This is a genomic window from Pectobacterium aroidearum, from assembly GCF_041228105.1.
Lineage (GTDB): Bacteria > Pseudomonadota > Gammaproteobacteria > Enterobacterales > Enterobacteriaceae > Pectobacterium > Pectobacterium aroidearum.
This window is the reverse complement of the sequence record NZ_CP166097.1, coordinates 75,885-92,998: the sequence shown is the minus strand read 5'-3', so window position 1 is coordinate 92,998 and position 17,114 is coordinate 75,885. Positions and strand designations below refer to the sequence as shown.

Here is a 17,114-nt window from a genome sequence, read left to right as displayed (position 1 = left end):
CGCACCATGCCACGCGTGCTGCGCTACCTGATCCCAACGTTGCTGTGGCTATGGGCTTCCCAGGCCACCGCCGCCGTCTGCGACTGGCCAGCCTGGGAGCAGTACAAACAGCATTACATCAGTGCGGAAGGACGGGTGATTGATACCTCAACCCCCAACAAAATCACCACGTCCGAAGGGCAAAGCTACGCCATGTTCTTTGCTCTGGTCGCCAACGATCGCGTGATGTTTGATCGGCTGCTGCAATGGACGGAAAACAACCTGTCCGCCGGTGATTTACGTGCGCATCTGCCCGCCTGGCTGTGGGGAGAAAACAAAGATAAGCAGTGGACGGTGCTGGATCCCAACTCCGCTTCCGATGCCGACCTGTGGATCGCCTACAGCCTGCTTGAGGCTGGTCGGCTGTGGAAAGAGTCGCGCTATCAGACAGTTGGCACCGCATTGCTCACCCGTATCGCCAAAGAAGAGGTCGTCAATATTCCAGGGCTAGGTGTGATGTTGCTGCCCGGCAAAGTAGGCTTCGCAGAGAAAGAGAGCTGGCGATTAAATCCCAGTTACCTTCCGCCACAGCTGCTGGCTCGCTTTGCGCCACTGAGCGAGACGTGGAAAGCGATGCAGCGCACCACGCAACGCCTGCTGTTGGAAACCGCGCCAAAAGGCTTCTCGCCTGATTGGGTCATCTGGCAAAAAGATAAGGGCTGGCAGCCTGATACCACCAAACCCAACATCGGCAGCTACGACGCCATCCGCGTCTATCTGTGGGCAGGGATGATGGCCGACAGCAGCAAAGGGAAAACCGATCTGATCAAACAGTTTCAGCCAATGGTTCAGCAGACGATAAAGCAAGGTCTGCCGCCCGAAAAAACCGACACCGCGACAGGCACCGTCACTGGACAGGGATCGGTTGGGTTTTCCGCTTCGCTGCTTCCGATGCTTTCTCGTCAGTCGGATGCACTGGCTACCCAACGACAGCGGCTGGCCGACAACCCTCCGGGGGATGATGCGTATTTCTCCGCCTCTCTGACGCTCTTTGGTCAGGGATGGGATCAGAAGCGCTATCGCTTCACTTCACAAGGCCAACTTTTACCGTCTCGGGGCAGCCAATGCACAACAACACCGTAAACTGGCTGCGCTTCCTCTCGTTATTGCTGGTTGCTGCGCCGCAGGCATACAGTGCGGAAATCGCATCGCCAGAGCAATTTTTGATGGAGCAGGTGCGTCTGGGAGAAGCCAGCAACAAAGACGACCTCGTGCGCCAATCGCTTTATCGACTGGAGCTTATCGATCCAAACAATCCCGAGGTTATCGCCGCCCGATTACGGCTGGCGCTGCGTCAAGGCGATCAGGCCCAGGCTCGTCAGCAACTGGACAAGCTGAAGGCGGTGGCTCCCGGCTCTGCCACCTACCGTCAGTCAGCCACCACGCTGGCACTGACGCAGGATGCCGCTCGCCAGCAATTACAGCAGGCGCGCTTGCTGTCTACCGCCGGGCGCTATGCTGAAGCCAAAGTGCAGTACGATGCGCTCTTTCACGGCGATCCGCCAACGCTTGAGCTCGCCGTAGAATATTGGCGTCTGGTTTCTCGCTTGCCCGACCAGCAGCCTCTGGCGATTAAACAACTGGAGGCGTTAGATCAGGTCTACCCGAATAATGTGCCGCTGCGCATGGTGCTGGCACGGCTGTTGTTCAGCCAGAACCGCAATGAGCAAGCCTATCCCCTACTCAAACAGCTTTCTAACGACCCCGTCGGGCGTAGTCAGGCAGCGTCGCTATGGCTGGAAATTATTGGCCGGATGCTGGTCACGCCACAAAGCGTGGCTGAACTAAACCGCTTTCTGACCGTGTTTGATGAAGGCGAACAGGCGGATACGGCACGTAAAGAACTCAGCCGCCAGCAGGGAATATTAGCCGACCCCGTTTATCAGGGGCGGCTGCGTGCACTGGCGCAGATTGAAGATGGTGGCGGCAATAGCGCCACGCTTAGCGAGTTGAATAAGGCACTGGCGGCCACGCCAAACGATCCTGAACTCATCGGTGCCATTGGTCTGGTTTACCTGCGCGCAGGCGATCGGGCAAAAGCGCTGACACAGTTCCAGAAGGCATTGCAGGCAGATGTTAATCGCCTGAACAGCGGCAAATGGGAAGGACTGATCCAAAGCACGCAATATTGGACCACCATTGCGGAAGGTGACAACGCGCTGAAAGCTAACAACCTATCGCTGGCGCGGCAGAAATATCAGCAGGCACGCCAGATGGATAATACCAATGCTTATGCGCTGATTGGTTTGGGCGACGTGGCTGTTGCCAGCAAAAATGATGCCGCCGCCCAGCCGCTCTACCAGCAGGCTTTACACCTTGAACCCGGTAATGATAACGCCCTACGCGGATTGGTTGGTATTTACCAGCGGCAGTCGCCGGAGAAAGCACTCGCTTACCTCAACAGCCTGCCGCGCAGCCAGCAGAATACGATGCGGGAGACACTTGCTGCCCTGCAACTCAATATCCTGAAACAGCAGGCGGATCAGTTGTCGGAACAGCAGCAGTGGACGCAGGCCGAAGAAAAATATCGTCAGGCCAACCAGCAGGATCCGAACGATATATGGCTCGCTTATCACTATGCCCAGACGCTGCGCCAGTTGGGACAAACGCAGCAAGCGGACAGCGTGGTACAACGCGCAACTGCCGTGCCACCCACCAGCGCCGAGAAGAACTATGTTTACTCACTTTACCTGTCGTCTACCAATCGTGATGAGCAAGCACTCGCTCACCTGAGCACGCTTCCCACTGCACAGTGGAGCAACGACATGCGTGAATTGTCCCAGCGCCTGACGATTCAGACCACGCTGGCGAAAGCGGAAGCGATGCGCGATGCGGGTGACGAACCTGCCGCTATTGTGTTCCTGCGCCAGCAACCGGCTGACACCCGTATCGACCTGCTGCTGGCAGACTGGGCGCTGGTACGGGGTGAATACGCGACAGCGCTGGCGGAATATCAACGTATTCGCACACGGGAGCCACAGAACCCCGACGCCCAGTTAGGTGAGATCGACGCGTTTATCGCACAGGGTCGACAAGATGATGCGCGCCAGCGCCTGAACCAGCTCCCAACGCAGGCGGTGGATACACTTAACAGCCAGCGGCGCGTCGCCAACGCCTGGCAAGCGGTAGGCAATCCGCAAAAATCAGCGGCGCTTTTCCGCCAGCTAAAAATCGATGCTCAGAAAGAGCCGGTCGGCCAAACTCCTATCGATCAAACGACAGCGCTGATCTATCGCGATGCGGCACGCGTTGAACAACAGCAGTCTCAACCAGAGCAGGCGCAGCAGGACTATAAACAGGCGATGGTCGCCAGCGGCATCGCTCCCGCGCTACCGCAAAGCGACGATGACTACACCCGACTGGCACGTAATAAAAGCAGCGATGACTGGCTGCAACGCAGCATCCGCGCTGACGCCGCGGATCTGTATCGCAAGCAGGATATTACCGTCACCCTCGATCACGATTATTCGAGTTCAAGCGGCACCGGTGGGATTTCCGACCTGAGCGCCCATAACACCCTGTTGCAGGTGGATATGCCGCTGTACGACGGCCGCGCCTTCTTCCGCACGGATACCGTACAGATGAACGCAGGTTCCTTCTCGACAGGCAGTAACGGCGCGTACCGGGAAACCTTCGGCACCTGCGCCACGCGGGACTGCTTCGACGGTAAATCACAGAAAACCACCGGCACCAGCGTTGCCGCAGGCTGGAAAAACGATCGCTGGTCAGCGGATCTCGGCACCACGCCGCTCGGCTTCGACGTAGTGGATGTTGTCGGTGGCGCAAGCTACAGCGGCGACTGGCGACAAATCGGCTGGACGGCGACGGCCTCCCGCCGCCCAATATCCAGCTCATTGCTGGCGTTCGGCGGCACCAAAGACCCCGGCACGGGCATAACCTGGGGCGGCGTGCGAGCCACGGGCGTCAGTCTCGGGCTGAGCTACGATCGGGGCGAAGCGCACGGCGTCTGGAGTGATTTCAGCCTCCACCAGATCACCGGTAAAAATGTGGCCGATAACGATCGCGCCCGTGCAATGGCAGGTTATTACTACAAGCTGATTAACGAGGATAACCGACGCGTCACGGTCGGTCTGAACAGCATGTGGTGGCGCTACCAGAAGGATCTCAGTGGCTACTCGCTCGGTCAGGGCGGTTACTACAGCCCGCAGCAATATTTCTCGCTGGGCGTGCCAGTGAATTACCGGCAGCGGACGGAAAACTGGTCGTGGGAACTCGGCGGATCGCTGTCGTGGTCGCGTTCTTCTACCAAAGACCAGCGCCGCTATCCGCTGACCGGCCTGCTGGGTAACGCTGCACTCACCGACAGAGACACCATCGAGCAGGGTAGCAGCAGTTCCGGCTTCGGCTATACGGCGCGAGCGCTTGTCGAACGCCGCCTCAGCTCACACTGGACGCTGGGTGTCGGTATCGACATTCAGCAAGCGAAGGACTACACCCCAAGCCACGGCCTCATCTACCTGCGCTACTCCGCCTCCGGCTGGCAGGGCGATCTCGACAGCCCACCGCAGCCGCTCACGCCGTACGCGGATTTTAAATAGCGGCATCAGGAAAGATTGAGGGCTTCACCTTTACGCCACTGGCGCGGGCTAATGCCAAACCAGCGACGGAATGCGCGGGAAAAGGCGCTCACCTCGGAATAGCCGAGCAACAGCGCCATTTCCGAAATCGGTAGTTGCTTCTGTTGAAGATAGTGTGTCGCCATTTCACAGCGCAGTTTGTCTACCAGCAGAGAGAAGCTGAGTCCTTCCTCCCGCAGACGGCGCTGGAGCGACCAACTGGACAACCCCACCTTCTCCGCCACCTCTTCCAGCGTCGGCTCTTTCTGCATCAATAACAGATGAACCTGCGTACGCACCTGATCGACAATACTTTGCTGCGGTGACGTCTCGTTCAGACGACGAATGGCATCTTGCATCACCAGCAGCAATGTCATGTCGCGATCCGGCATGGTGCGAACCAACTGATGCTTGGGGATAAGCAGGGAATTGTAGGGTTGATCGAAGTAAACCGGCGCATCGAACACCTTACAGTGCTCATGCCACATTTCCGGGCGTGGATGCTCAAAGTGCACTTCGCGCGGTGCCCAATGCTTGCCCAAAACATGACGAATCAGGTTAAGAAACATGCCGAGCGTCAGTTCGGCATCCTGCCGACGATGCAGAATGGCGCCGTGCCGAACCTGATAATCCAGCCGCCAGCAGTCGCCTTTATCCACCATGCGCGTCAGCGTGTCGTGCTGATGACAGGGAAACGCCTTCACCACATTGTGCAGCGCCTGCTCCAGCGTATCCGAACATAAACCGATATAGCCGATCAGACCTAATGACTGCGGTTTAAACTGCTTGCCGTAGCGTAAACCGAAATTATCAACGCCTGAATTACGCGCGGCTTCCTCCATCACACGGCAATAGTTCACCAGCCCCAGACTGAGCGTCGGGCTGGCGAGCTGCTCGGGATCGACGCCGCTGATGCCGAAGATACGATCGGCATCACCGCCACTATCATGGATAAAGTCGCCGAGTCCGGTTGCCGCCGCCGCCAGCACGCCACAGTTGCGGGAGAACGCCGCATTCAGCGCCAAAGAGTACGTCATGTTTTCCATTGCCTTTCACCTCGCCGTATCACACGGCCCGCCAACGGGCCATGAAACGATTAGCAGACTTCATACCAGCAAGTTTCATACCAGAGCGTGAGGCAGCGAAATCAATGGGTTACAAATCTCTTGTGGGACGAGCAGGCATTACCATAGCGCACGCTGCCCGCCCGTGGTGCATTCAGGCCACGCCAATCGGCAGATCGCTGGTTTCCAGATAGCGCCGACACAGGCGCACGCTATGTTTTGCCCAGTCTGGCCCAAGACTCTGCGCCATCTCGGTTTCTGCGTGCGAGCCTACCCACGCCGTAAGCTGGATGCGCCGCTGGATCAACAGCGTCGGCAACAGCGCCAATTCCTCATCGCTGACGTGCGCCACACGTTCATAACCACACAGCCAGTTTTCAACCCACTCCGCCGCACGCGGATGGTGCTCAACAAAGCTGATCGCCGCGGCCATATCGTGCAGATACCACCCCATACCGCAGTCATCAAAATCGATAACTCGCGTTTCGCCGCGATGCAGAAGCAAATTGGTCAGGCGCAGGTCGGCATGAATCAACCCGTAGCGGTGCGGCGCTTTGCCAAATTCCGCCATTTCCGCCGCCATACGCCCGATAGCCTCCTCGACAATACCGTGTTCACCACGCGATAGGTTCGGCGCGTCACGCCAGTTTCCCCAATGACTCTGCGCACTGACCATCGTGTGATGATCCCAGACAATACGCTGGAAACCGTCAGGTTTTTGCCATTGGCGGCTATGCTGGTGCAGGCGAGCAGTGATCTCGCCCAGTTGCTGGAACGCTCGCGGATCAATACTGGTGGTCGGCATCTCGCCGTCAATCCAGTGAAACAGCACGGCATAGCGACAGGAACCGTCGGATAAACTCAGTGACTGCACCCGCTCCCCGTCCACATTACGAACCGCTTCCGGCACGGCAATACCCGTCTCTCGCAGCGCATCCAGCCACAGCAGCTCGCTTTCAATCTCCGATTTCTGGTGATAGTGGCTGCGATGTAACCGCAGTGCATAACGCTTACCTGCCGACGAAACAAGAAACGTCGCATTTTCCGAGCGGCACAGCAGCCGCACTTCCCCTTGCACCGCCGCCGGATAGCAGGCAAGCGCCCGGTGCGCCAGCGCGGTAATTTCTGCATTACTTAAGGTGTCATATTGTTTAGCACTCATGGTTCCCACTCCGACGCAAGTCAACGAGCGTTCAGCATGGCGTGTGTCGTACAGAGAAACTTGACGCACCAGAACCCCGGTTTGACCCCAGAAGGCGCTGGCGCGATACCCACCGTAAAAGTTGACTTCAGCGCGCAGCATTCGATACGCCAGCGTCAAGTTTTCCACCAACAAGCGTGGGCATTATCGCTACACAAGCCAACAGGGGTTGCCGTACTGGCCCTGAATAACCATGAGCAGACTGACGGGGATAATGTGATGACGAGCAAATTAAAGCCCACGCTGGGCACCCTGCATTTGTGGGGTATCGCGGTAGGACTGGTAATTTCTGGTGAATATTTTGGCTGGAGCTACGGCTGGGGTGTCGCGGGTACGTTGGGATTTTTAGTCACAACGCTGTTCATTGCCGCCATGTACACCTGTTTTATTTTTAGCTTTACCGAACTCACTACAGCGATCCCCCATGCTGGCGGCCCTTTTGCCTATAGCCGACTCGCGTTCGGCGATCTGGGTGGCCTGATTGCCGGTATGGCCACGCTGATTGAATTTGTTTTCGCACCACCAGCCATTTCAATGGCGATTGGCGCCTATCTGAACGTGCAATACCCCGAGTTGAATCCCAAATTCGCGGCCGTTGGCGCATACCTTATCTTTATGAGCCTGAACATTCTCGGCGTGAAGCTGGCGGCGATGTTTGAGCTGGTGGTCACGCTGCTGGCCGTCATGGAACTGCTGGTGTTTATGGGTGTGGTTGCGCCAGGCTTCAGCCTGAGTAATTTCGTGGCACACGGTTGGGCGGGACAACATGAATTTTCACCCGCAGCCATTTCCGGTATGTTTGCAGCGATACCGTTCGCCATCTGGTTTTTCCTCGCTATCGAAGGCGCGGCAATGGCTGCCGAAGAAGCGAAAGATCCCAAACGCACGATTCCGCGAGCCTACGTTAGCGGCATCCTGACGCTGGTGGTTCTGGCAATTGGCGTGATGCTGATGGCGGGCGGCGTAGGCGACTGGCGTCAGCTCTCCGACCTCAACGATCCTTTGCCACAGGCAATGAAACTCATCGTCGGGGAAAACTCCAATTGGATGCACATGCTGGTGTGGATTGGTCTGTTCGGTCTTATCGCCAGCTTCCATGGCATTATTCTGGGCTACTCCCGCCAGTTCTTCGCACTGGCGCGCGCAGGCTATCTTCCGCCGGGGCTTGCCAAACTGTCCCGCTTCCACACGCCGCACCGCGCCATTCTGGCTGGTGGCGCGATCGGGATTGCCGCCATCTTCTGCGACGGGATTAACCTACAGGGCATGAACCTGACGGCAGCGATGATTACCATGGCGGTTTTTGGTGCCATCGTCATGTACATCATGAGCATGTTAAGCCTGTTCCGCCTGCGCCGTAGCGCCCCCAATATGGCACGCAGCTATCGCGCCCCCGGTTACCCCATCGTCCCCGCGTTCGCCCTCGTCTGCGCCATCATCTGCCTGATTGCGATGCTCTGGTTCAACCCGGTGATCGGTGGGCTGTTCTGCACCTTTATGCTGCTCGGCTACCTCTATTTCCTGACGACCAAAGCACGACGGGAACATTTGCTTGAGCCGCTTGTCGCCGATGCCAACTAACACTGCGGCGCACATTTTATAACGGGAGAGATTATGGCAACACGTTCAACCATCATGGATACCAACAGCTTCCGCGCCGAACATGCCGACGCGCTGAGCGCGGATATCCGTACGCTGACCGACAAGCGCAGCCGGGTCCTGGGCGAATCCTATCGGCTGTTTTATCGCAAACCCGTACATCTGGTGCGCGGCGAAGGGCAATACCTGTGGGATGCCGACGGCAAGAAATACCTCGATGTGTATAACAATGTCGCCAGTATCGGCCACTGCCACCCTGCGGTGATAGAAGCGGTACACCAGCAGATGACGATGCTCAATACCCACACGCGCTATCTGCACGAGCGTATTCTGGACTATTCGGAGCAGCTCCTCGCCACCGCACCCACGGCGATTAACCGTGCTATGTATATGTGTACGGGTTCGGAAGCCAACGATCTGGCGATCCGCGTGGCGCGTGCCTGGAGCGGCGGCACAGGCGTGATCGTGACGCGTGAAGCCTACCACGGCACCAGCGATCTGACCTCCGGCGTCTCACCTGCATTGGGCAGCGGCCAACCGCTGGCAGCGACGACCCGACTGGTGCCCCCGCCGGACGCCTACCGTGTTAATACGCCGGACTTGGGCGTGTGGTTTGCCAATGAAATCCAGAAACAGATCGACGACATGGCGGCACACGGCATCAAATTTGCTGCGTTCCTCGCGGATTCCATCTTTTCTTCCGATGGCGTACACCCCAATCCGCGCGGCTTTTTACGTCCTGTGGTTGATGTGGTTCACCGCAATGGCGGTATTTTCATCGCGGATGAAGTCCAGCCCGATTTCGCACGCACTGGCGACGCCTTCTGGGGCTTCGCACGGCATGACGTCGTGCCGGATATCATCACTACCGGAAAACCCATGGGCAACGGCATCCCGGTTTCCGGACTGCTGGCAAAAAGTGACGTACTCGCCGCCTTTAGCGACCAGATCCCCTACTTCAATACGTTCGGTGGGAATCCGGTGGCGATGGCCGCTGCGCAGGCGGTGCTGAAAGTGATTCACGATGAGCAACTTCAGGAACACAGCCGCGTCGTGGGCGCACAGCTGCTGGCGGAACTGACTACTCTGCAAGACAAATACGCCAGTGTAGGCAACGTGCGCGGTGCCGGACTCTTCATCGGGTTTGAGTTGGTGAGCGATAGAGACAGTAAAACACCGGATAAAACACTGGCGCTAAATCTGACGGAAGCGCTACGCGATCGCGGTGTGCTGACATCGGTAGCAGGCCCTTATGGCAACGTGCTGAAACTACGCCCGCCGCTGGCGTTCCAAACGCAGGACATCGACTGGCTGGTCGGCGCGCTGGATGACTGCCTGGGGGCACTAACCCACGCCTGATTTCGCAACTTTCCTCCATATCCAGCAGATTTACTCGCATCACCATGAACGGAGAAACTCAGGAGCCCACTCAAACAGGCTCCTGACATTCTTTCCGATCAATACCCTATCGCTGCCCCTGCCGGGCGGCGGATATCATTGGCGCCGTACAGGTAACCTTCACGTACTTTGCCAGATACCGCTGAGTCATTGCCCGAATCCGCAGGCGTCACACCCGCCGCACCCGGTAAGCCGACCAGAATCAGCTCCGCTGCGCCCCAAGGCGTTTGTTCCACCATCTTGTAGCCGCGCTGCTTCAGCAGATTCAGCGTATCGGCAGACAACCCGCGCTGTTCATAATACACCTCGTCCGGCAGCCACTGATGATGGATGCGCGGTGCGTCTACCGCTTCCTGCGGCGCCATGCCGTGGTCGATGATATTCAGCGCCGTTTGCAGCGTGATGGTGATAATGCGCGAACCACCGGGCGAACCGAGCACCATGAAGACCTTGCCGTCTTTCGTCACCAATGACGGGCTCATGGACGAAAGTGGGCGCTTACCGGGGGCGATCGAATTACGCTCTCCTTGCACCAACCCATACAGGTTTTTCTCGCCAACTTTCACGGTAAAGTCATCCATTTCGTTATTGAGGAAGAAACCTGTTCCCGGCGCAATCACCACCGAACCAAAACGCCCGTTCACGGTATACGTGGTGGACACCGCATTGCCCTGATTATCCACGATGGAGTAGTGCGTGGTTTCCGGTCGCTCGTGCGGACCCACCCCCGGCTGCACGTTTTTGGACGGCGTCGCATTCTCCGGCTCGATTTGTTTGCGGATTTCGGCGGCATAATCTTTGCTCAACAAGCGCTCGACAGGGTTGCTGACAAACGCGGGGTCGCCGAGATACGTATTGCGATCCATGTAAGCGTGACGCATCGCTTCCGTCAGCACATGAACGGTGGCGGCAGAATTAAAGCCTGTCGATTTCATGTCGTAGCCTTCGACAATATTGAGAATTTCACACATCGTGACGCCACCGGAGCTAGGAGGTGGCGAAGAGACAAACTGATAGCCACGATAGTTGCAGGTTACCGGTGCCGTTTCGGTAATACGGTAATCGGCAAAATCAGCCGCCGTCAAAATGCCGCCGCCCTGCTTTGCCGCCTTCTCCACCGCCTGTGGAATCTCCCCCTTGTAGAAGGCATCCGGCCCTTTCGCAGCAATCTCTGCCAGGGTATTCGCCAAATCGGTTTGCACCAGCTTATCACCGGGCTGCAACGGGCTACCGTCGGGACGCAGGAAAATGCGCGCCGCTTCAGGGTCAGCTTTGAAGCGTTTTACCGTAGTATCCAAAATATCGGTATCTGCCCGCGTAAGTTCAAAACCTTCACGCGCCAGTTTAATCGCTGGTGCCATCACCTGTTCACGCGTCAATTTGCCGTATTTTTGTAGCGCGGTATCCAGCCCCATCACCGTACCCGGTACGCCAGCGGCCAGATAGCCATATAGGCTCGCATCCTTTTTCACACTCCCATCCGCGTTCAGGTACATGTTGGCGCTGGCCGCCGCCGGTGCCGTTTCACGGAAGTTGATAAAGGTGTCTTTTCCATCGGCCAGATGCAGCGTCATAAACCCGCCACCGCCGATGTTGCCACAGCAGGGATTCACTACCGCCTGCGCATAGCCCACAGCCACCGCGGCATCAATCGCGTTGCCGCCCATCTTCATGATATCGACGCCAATCTGCGAAGCCAGATACTGTGAACTAACCACCATACCGTTTTTCGCTTCCACCGCAGGGGCTGATGCCGCCTGCACAGCTCCACTCACCAGCAGCGCCGCCACGCTCAGCGACAGCAACCATTTTCCCGATGTTGTGTTTTTTGTTTTCATGAAGACCCCTTTATCCCGTTGATTTCACTCACTGCTTTTATGTCTACCCTCGTGCAAAGCTAACTTGCAAAGCCCGCGCCAATAAACGACCGCGGCTTAACGGATTCATCAGCAGCAGTAAGAAGCGTAGGAAAGGCGTGAGAAATTGCGAAAATAGCCGCTTATCTTTGCGACGCTGCACGATAAATACGCACCGTCATAAGGCAAGGTGACAAAAAACCGCCCCGCAGAAGAAAGGGGATAGAGATGCGGGGCGGCGGAGAATCAATCCTTACGAGGATCGCTAATCGGTTGACGAACGAGGAAGACGTAGGCCAGCGCACCCAATACCGTCACACAACCACAGATGATCAGCGCCAGACGGAAGGAATGCGTGGTATCCACAATAAAGCCGGTCACAATCGGGGCGAATGATGCACAGATGAAGCTGGCAAAGTTTTGGATACTGCCGACTGATGCTGTCATACGCGACGCAACGGCAACATGGATCAGCCCCCAGCACGATGTTCCCGCAAAGTGGATGCAGAACAGCGCCATACTAATCAGTAATACCGCTTCTATTGAGGTTGTCGCCTGTGGAACAACAAAGGTAAAAGCCGCAGAGCACAACATACCGGCAATGATGCAGATTTTACGGCTCTTGATTGGTTCCATTCCCCTTTTCACCAGCCAGTCCGTGACATAGCCGTTCACCAGCATCCCAGCGGCACCAAACAGGAAAGGAATCGCGGCCATCAGACCCGTGCTTTTCAAATCCAGATTATAAGCCGTTTGTAGATAGCCGGGCAGCCAGGCTAAATATAACCACGCGGTATAGTTGATGCCGCTAAAGCCCAGCATCATGCCCCACATCGTACGGTTACGAAACAGACTGCGCCATTCAATGAAACTCAACGGATCGCGACGAGCGTTCACGCTGCCCGCGTTCAAGTACGCCTGCTCATCAGCGGTGAGTTCGATCTGCTCACGGTTGCGATACAACATATACCAGCCGATAGCGAGTAAAATACCAAATAGGCCGATGGTAATGAACATACCGCGCCAGCCCATGACCAACATCATCGCCGCCAGAATGGGGGGGCTTATTGCAACACCAATCGTTGAAGCCGCATTAAAGAATCCCATCGGGCGGCCGCGCTCTTTGATGTTAAACCAGTCGTTGATCACCTTCACGCCGCATGGGTTCATCGGTGCTTCGCCAATCCCCATACCAATACGGACCAGTACGAACTGAGTGAAGCTGTGTACCATGCCAGACAGTGCCTGAAACAGTGACCAGAAAAACATTCCAAGGCCAAGCATAATGCGCGGGCCTTTACGATCCAGCAACGGGCCACAAGGGAGCTGTGCAATCCCATAGGCAAGAGAGAAAACGGAGAGCAATGCACCAATTTCTGTTGCACTTAGCCCCAATTCCTGACGAATCGTTAAGTTAGCGACCGAAAGAGAACTTCGGTCGAGATAATTAATCACCGCCGCAAAAAATAGCAGAATCATTGCCGTAGTCTGAATACGTTTAATGCGACTACTGCGTTGAATTATTCCCTCTGGCGGTGCTGAAGAACGGGTATCAAACGAAGAACGCGGGTCTAGCGTTATATTATTCTTTTCCACGTCTGGCTCCTGGATATTATAATTTTATCTTTACTCAACGCAGGGCCGAGTAAAGTGGTTTTAAACGGAAAGCAATGAAATACGTCATCACCACTCACGAATTTTTATTAATACAGTCGACTTCTCGTGAGCATAGATAGGAGATATTTCTCAGGCGTTTTTATTTTGATAAAACCGTGCTCTTGATAATGATTTACGGTTTTTAATTGGTTTTTAATAGTCAGCTCGCACTGTTTGATTAATTGATCGAATCATCGATTGTTTAGCTGAATTCAAATGGTTACGTAGCGCCAGCGTGGCATCCAGATCGCTTCGACAAATCAGTGCGCTGAGAATGGTCATGTGCTCGTCAATCGCGATGATATTGCGCTGTTTGAGATCGCTTTCATCCCACTGGTAATGGAAATGAAATATCACAGAGATGATTTCAAGCGACTGATCAAAAAAGACATTTTCAGCAGCGGAAAGTAAAAGCGCATGAAAACTACGATCGAGCTGCGAGAACATGCGAAAACTGTTGCCAATGCTGTCACGTAACATGCGATGGCGCTCCAGCAAGGTTTTAGCCTCTAGCCAACGGGGGTCGTCGTCCGGCAGATTGAGGAAGTGTTGCAGAGCATGTGTCTCCAACATTTCCCGTAATTCAAACAGCTGTTCCGCGTAAGCCTGATCGAACTCTTTCATACTCCACTGCCCACGCTTTTCGTTCTGAATCAGATTGTAACGCCCGAATTTTAAAAGATATTCACGTACGACTACCGGACTTACACCCGCATCCCGTGCGAGCTGTAGCTCTGAAAATGTCTCTCCCACACGTAGCAGACGCTGGTTAATCATGGTGAAAAATGCCTGCTCGAAAATGCGGTTTTGCTCAGCCATCGGGGCGGTAATACAGGTGAACCCATCGTCGTGGTCGGGTTTTCGGGCAATCACATAATCGCTGCCAACCTGTATAAGCACACCGCAGTCACACAGATGAACCAGAATATGACGCACCGTTGTGCGGCTGATGTTATACATTTCTGCCAGCGCATTTTGCGATGGCAGAGGCGAGGGAATATGACCACGGGCCATATCATCGATAATCTGATTAATGACATTGTGACGTAAATTTTGTGAACGACTCATGAGAGATCTCCTTTTTTGAGCATATTAAAAACCGATTTAAAACATTTTTATGAGTCCGCATTCACAATTTATAGCTCCTGTCTCTCATCAATATTTTTTTTCATCAATATCTGAAAAAACAAAAAACAGGAGAGAATAATCATGTCAACAATGAATACATTGATTTGCCAGGAACCAAAAAAACTTGTCTGGAAAAAACGTGAAATACCTATTCCGGGTGAAGGTGAAACATTAATTAAAATTAAGTCTGTGGGTATTTGTGGCACAGATATTCATGCCTGGGGAGGGAATCAACCCTTTTTTAGCTACCCACGCGTATTAGGCCACGAAATATGTGGAGAGGTTGTCGATACGGGCAAAAATGTACATCAATTTAAAAAAGGCCAGCAGGTTGCCGTCATTCCCTATGTCGCCTGTCAGCAATGTCCTGCCTGCAAGACCGGCCGTACCAACTGCTGCGAGAAAATTTCAGTGATTGGTGTACATCAGGATGGCGGATTTAGCGAATATCTGGCGGTGCCCGCCACAAACGTGTTGCTTGCAGAAGGGATCGACCCACAGGCGGCGGCGTTAATCGAGCCCTACGCAATTAGTGCACACGCCGTTCGTCGGGCAAAGGTGTTACAGGGTGAACAGGTGCTGGTCGTCGGTGCCGGGCCGATTGGCCTTGGCGCAGCAGCTATCGCCAAAGCAGACGGCGCTCACGTGGTTGTCGCAGATACCAGTGCAGCTCGCCGCGAGCACGTTATTGCCCACCTGAATCTTTCGGTCGTCGATCCCTCTGCCGAGGATTTTGAGGCCCAGCTACGTGCCGAATTTGGCGGTTCGCTGGCAGAAAAAGTGATTGATGCCACGGGAAACCAGCATGCGATGAACAACACCATTAACCTGATCCGCCACGGTGGCAGCATCGTGTTTGTCGGTCTGTTTAAAGGTGATTTACAGTTCTCCGATCCTGACTTCCATAAGAAAGAGACCACGATGATGGGCAGTCGTAACGCCACACCGGAAGATTTCGCCAAAGTGGGTCGTTTGATGTCTGAAGGTAAACTCACCGCAGAAATGATGCTGACACACCGTTATCCCTTTTCCACACTGGCTGACATCTATGAAAAGGATGTCATTAACAACCGTGAGCTGATCAAAGGCGTCATCACATTCTGATGAGGGAATAATCATGAAGACATTGAATCGGAAAAACTTTCCCGGCGCATGCTATCCAACAAAAGTGATTCAGTTTGGTGAAGGCAACTTCCTGCGCGCCTTTGTAGACTGGCAGTTGGATGTGCTAAATGAGAAGACCGATCTCCAGGCGGGCGTAACGATTGTGCGCCCCATTAATACCGATTTTCCACCGTCGCTCAATACGCAAGATGGGCTTTACACCACGGTCATTAGAGGGCTTAACGAACAGGATGAGGCCGTCAGCGATGCGCGCCTGATCCGTTCGGTGAATAACGAGATTAACCCGTATCAGCATTTTGCCGATTATCTGGCATTGGCTCATAACGCCGCCATTCGTTTTGTTTTTTCAAACACCACGGAAGCGGGCATCAGCTATCACGCAGGCGACAGCGTCAACGATACGCCGCCGGTCAGTTTTCCTGCCAAGCTGACACGCCTGTTGCTGGAACGCTTTACGCATTTTAACGGTGAGAGCGATAAAGGCTGGGTAATTATTCCCTGCGAACTGATCGACTATAACGGAGAGGCGCTCAAAGCTCTGGTTCTGCGCTATGCTCAGGAATGGCAACTCTCACCCGCGTTTCTCAACTGGATTGAGACAGCCAACACCTTCTGTTCCACGCTCGTGGACAGAATCGTAACGGGATACCCACATGAAGAGTCGTCAGCGCAGGAAGAGGAGCTGGGCTACCACGATGCCTTTCTGGATACTGCCGAACATTTTTATCTCTTTGTCATTCAAGGCCCCGGTTGGCTGGCAGATGAGCTGAAACTAGCGGAATGCCCGCTTAATATCCGCATTGTTGACGACATCAGGCCGTATAAAGAACGTAAAGTGGCGATTTTGAATGGTGCACACACCGCTCTGGTTCCGGTTGCCTGGCTCTGCGGGTTGGATACAGTAGGTGAAGCGATGCAGGACGCCGATGTACGTCGCTTTGTAGAAAATACGCTACATCAAGAGATCATCCCTGTGCTCGATTTACCGGCGAATGAGCTGCGTGAATTTGCCGATGCCGTCACCGGACGTTTTCAGAACCCCTATATTCGCCATCAGTTGCTCTCCATCGCACTCAATGGCATGACTAAATTCCGCACACGTATTCTGCCGCAGTTACTGGCAGGCCACCGCGACGCGCGCTTTCCGGCACGATTGACGTTTGCGCTGGCCGCACTAATTGCCTTCTACCGCGGAGAACGAGCGGGCGAAACGTATCCTTTACAGGATGATGAGCAGTGGCTCACCCGTTACCGCCAGCTGTGGCCACGCGTGGGGACCGATCTAACCGTGCATGAGTTAGTCAACGAGGTACTCGCAGACACCGCACACTGGGGAGAGGATCTCACTTTGCGGCCAGGTTTAGTGGAGCAGGTGGCAGCCGATCTGGGCAATATTCTGACGCAAGGGATGCGTCAGGCGTTGAAAGCACAAGGATAATAACAATAGGCAGCGCCTCCAGGCGCTGTTTTC

At 55.0% G+C, this 17,114-nt stretch carries 11 protein-coding genes; 6 read left to right on the top strand and 5 right to left on the bottom strand.

What is annotated here, in order from left to right; all coding sequences use genetic code 11:
- The first annotated feature begins 6 nt into the window (after positions 1-6).
- Complete coding sequence (gene bcsZ / locus AB8809_RS00370; RefSeq protein ID WP_349855558.1) at positions 7-1,122, top strand: cellulose synthase complex periplasmic endoglucanase BcsZ; 1,116 nt, start codon at positions 7-9, stop codon at positions 1,120-1,122.
- Positions 1,104-4,598, top strand: coding sequence for a cellulose synthase complex outer membrane protein BcsC (gene bcsC / locus AB8809_RS00365; protein WP_349855557.1), 3,495 nt, complete (start codon positions 1,104-1,106; stop codon positions 4,596-4,598). The genes bcsZ and bcsC overlap by 19 nt, the downstream gene beginning before the upstream one ends.
- A 5-nt stretch (positions 4,599-4,603) precedes the next feature.
- Here the strand turns inward: bcsC and AB8809_RS00360 are convergent, their stop codons facing one another.
- Both AB8809_RS00360 and AB8809_RS00355 read right to left on the bottom strand, forming a co-directional pair.
- The gene (locus AB8809_RS00360) at positions 4,604-5,662 is read right to left on the bottom strand and encodes an AraC family transcriptional regulator (protein WP_349855556.1); all 1,059 of its coding nucleotides are present in this window, start codon (positions 5,660-5,662) and stop codon (positions 4,604-4,606) included.
- 172 nt (positions 5,663-5,834) lie between these two features.
- The gene (locus AB8809_RS00355) at positions 5,835-6,842 is read right to left on the bottom strand and encodes a phosphotransferase (protein WP_349855555.1); all 1,008 of its coding nucleotides are present in this window, start codon (positions 6,840-6,842) and stop codon (positions 5,835-5,837) included.
- 258 nt (positions 6,843-7,100) lie between these two features.
- On the opposite strand from AB8809_RS00355, the gene eat reads away from it, so the two are divergent.
- Positions 7,101-8,462 carry an ethanolamine permease gene (gene eat, locus AB8809_RS00350; protein ID WP_012772811.1) on the top strand — a complete coding sequence of 454 codons (1,362 nt, stop codon included), beginning with the start codon at positions 7,101-7,103 and terminating at the stop codon, positions 8,460-8,462.
- A gap of 33 nt (positions 8,463-8,495) precedes the next feature.
- A complete protein-coding gene (locus AB8809_RS00345) occupies positions 8,496-9,839 on the top strand; it encodes an aspartate aminotransferase family protein (protein ID WP_349855553.1) in 1,344 nt (447 codons plus the stop codon).
- Positions 9,840-9,937: 98 nt separating this feature from the next.
- Here AB8809_RS00345 and ggt read toward each other — a convergent pair whose 3' ends face one another.
- The 3 genes from ggt to AB8809_RS00330 all read right to left on the bottom strand — a co-directional run bounded on the left by ggt (position 9,938) and on the right by AB8809_RS00330 (position 14,458).
- Positions 9,938-11,716: a gamma-glutamyltransferase gene (gene ggt, locus AB8809_RS00340; RefSeq protein WP_349855552.1), complete on the bottom strand. Its 1,779-nt coding sequence runs from the start codon at positions 11,714-11,716 to the stop codon at positions 9,938-9,940.
- A 264-nt stretch (positions 11,717-11,980) separates the two neighbouring features.
- Positions 11,981-13,330, bottom strand: coding sequence for an MFS transporter (locus tag AB8809_RS00335; protein WP_012772804.1), 1,350 nt, complete (start codon positions 13,328-13,330; stop codon positions 11,981-11,983).
- 213 nt (positions 13,331-13,543) lie between these two features.
- A complete protein-coding gene (locus tag AB8809_RS00330; RefSeq protein ID WP_012772803.1) occupies positions 13,544-14,458 on the bottom strand; it encodes a GntR family transcriptional regulator in 915 nt (304 codons plus the stop codon).
- A 141-nt stretch (positions 14,459-14,599) separates the two neighbouring features.
- Here AB8809_RS00330 and AB8809_RS00325 point away from each other — a divergent pair, with 141 nt between their 5' ends.
- Positions 14,600-15,622: a zinc-binding alcohol dehydrogenase family protein gene (locus AB8809_RS00325; RefSeq protein WP_349855551.1), complete on the top strand. Its 1,023-nt coding sequence runs from the start codon at positions 14,600-14,602 to the stop codon at positions 15,620-15,622.
- 13 nt (positions 15,623-15,635) lie between these two features.
- On the top strand, positions 15,636-17,081 hold the full coding sequence (locus AB8809_RS00320) for a tagaturonate reductase (RefSeq protein WP_349855550.1): 1,446 nt from the start codon (positions 15,636-15,638) through the stop codon (positions 17,079-17,081).
- Positions 17,082-17,114: the final 33 nt, after the last annotated feature.

Coding starts and splice junctions, on each gene's coding strand:
- bcsZ (WP_349855558.1), top strand. CDS start 7: ATGCCACGCGTGCTGCGCTACCTGATCCCAACGTTGCTGTGGCTATGG.
- bcsC (WP_349855557.1), top strand. CDS start 1,104: ATGCACAACAACACCGTAAACTGGCTGCGCTTCCTCTCGTTATTGCTG.
- AB8809_RS00360 (WP_349855556.1), bottom strand. CDS start 5,662: ATGGAAAACATGACGTACTCTTTGGCGCTGAATGCGGCGTTCTCCCGC.
- AB8809_RS00355 (WP_349855555.1), bottom strand. CDS start 6,842: ATGAGTGCTAAACAATATGACACCTTAAGTAATGCAGAAATTACCGCG.
- eat (WP_012772811.1), top strand. CDS start 7,101: ATGACGAGCAAATTAAAGCCCACGCTGGGCACCCTGCATTTGTGGGGT.
- AB8809_RS00345 (WP_349855553.1), top strand. CDS start 8,496: ATGGCAACACGTTCAACCATCATGGATACCAACAGCTTCCGCGCCGAA.
- ggt (WP_349855552.1), bottom strand. CDS start 11,716: ATGAAAACAAAAAACACAACATCGGGAAAATGGTTGCTGTCGCTGAGC.
- AB8809_RS00330 (WP_012772803.1), bottom strand. CDS start 14,458: ATGAGTCGTTCACAAAATTTACGTCACAATGTCATTAATCAGATTATC.
- AB8809_RS00325 (WP_349855551.1), top strand. CDS start 14,600: ATGTCAACAATGAATACATTGATTTGCCAGGAACCAAAAAAACTTGTC.
- AB8809_RS00320 (WP_349855550.1), top strand. CDS start 15,636: ATGAAGACATTGAATCGGAAAAACTTTCCCGGCGCATGCTATCCAACA.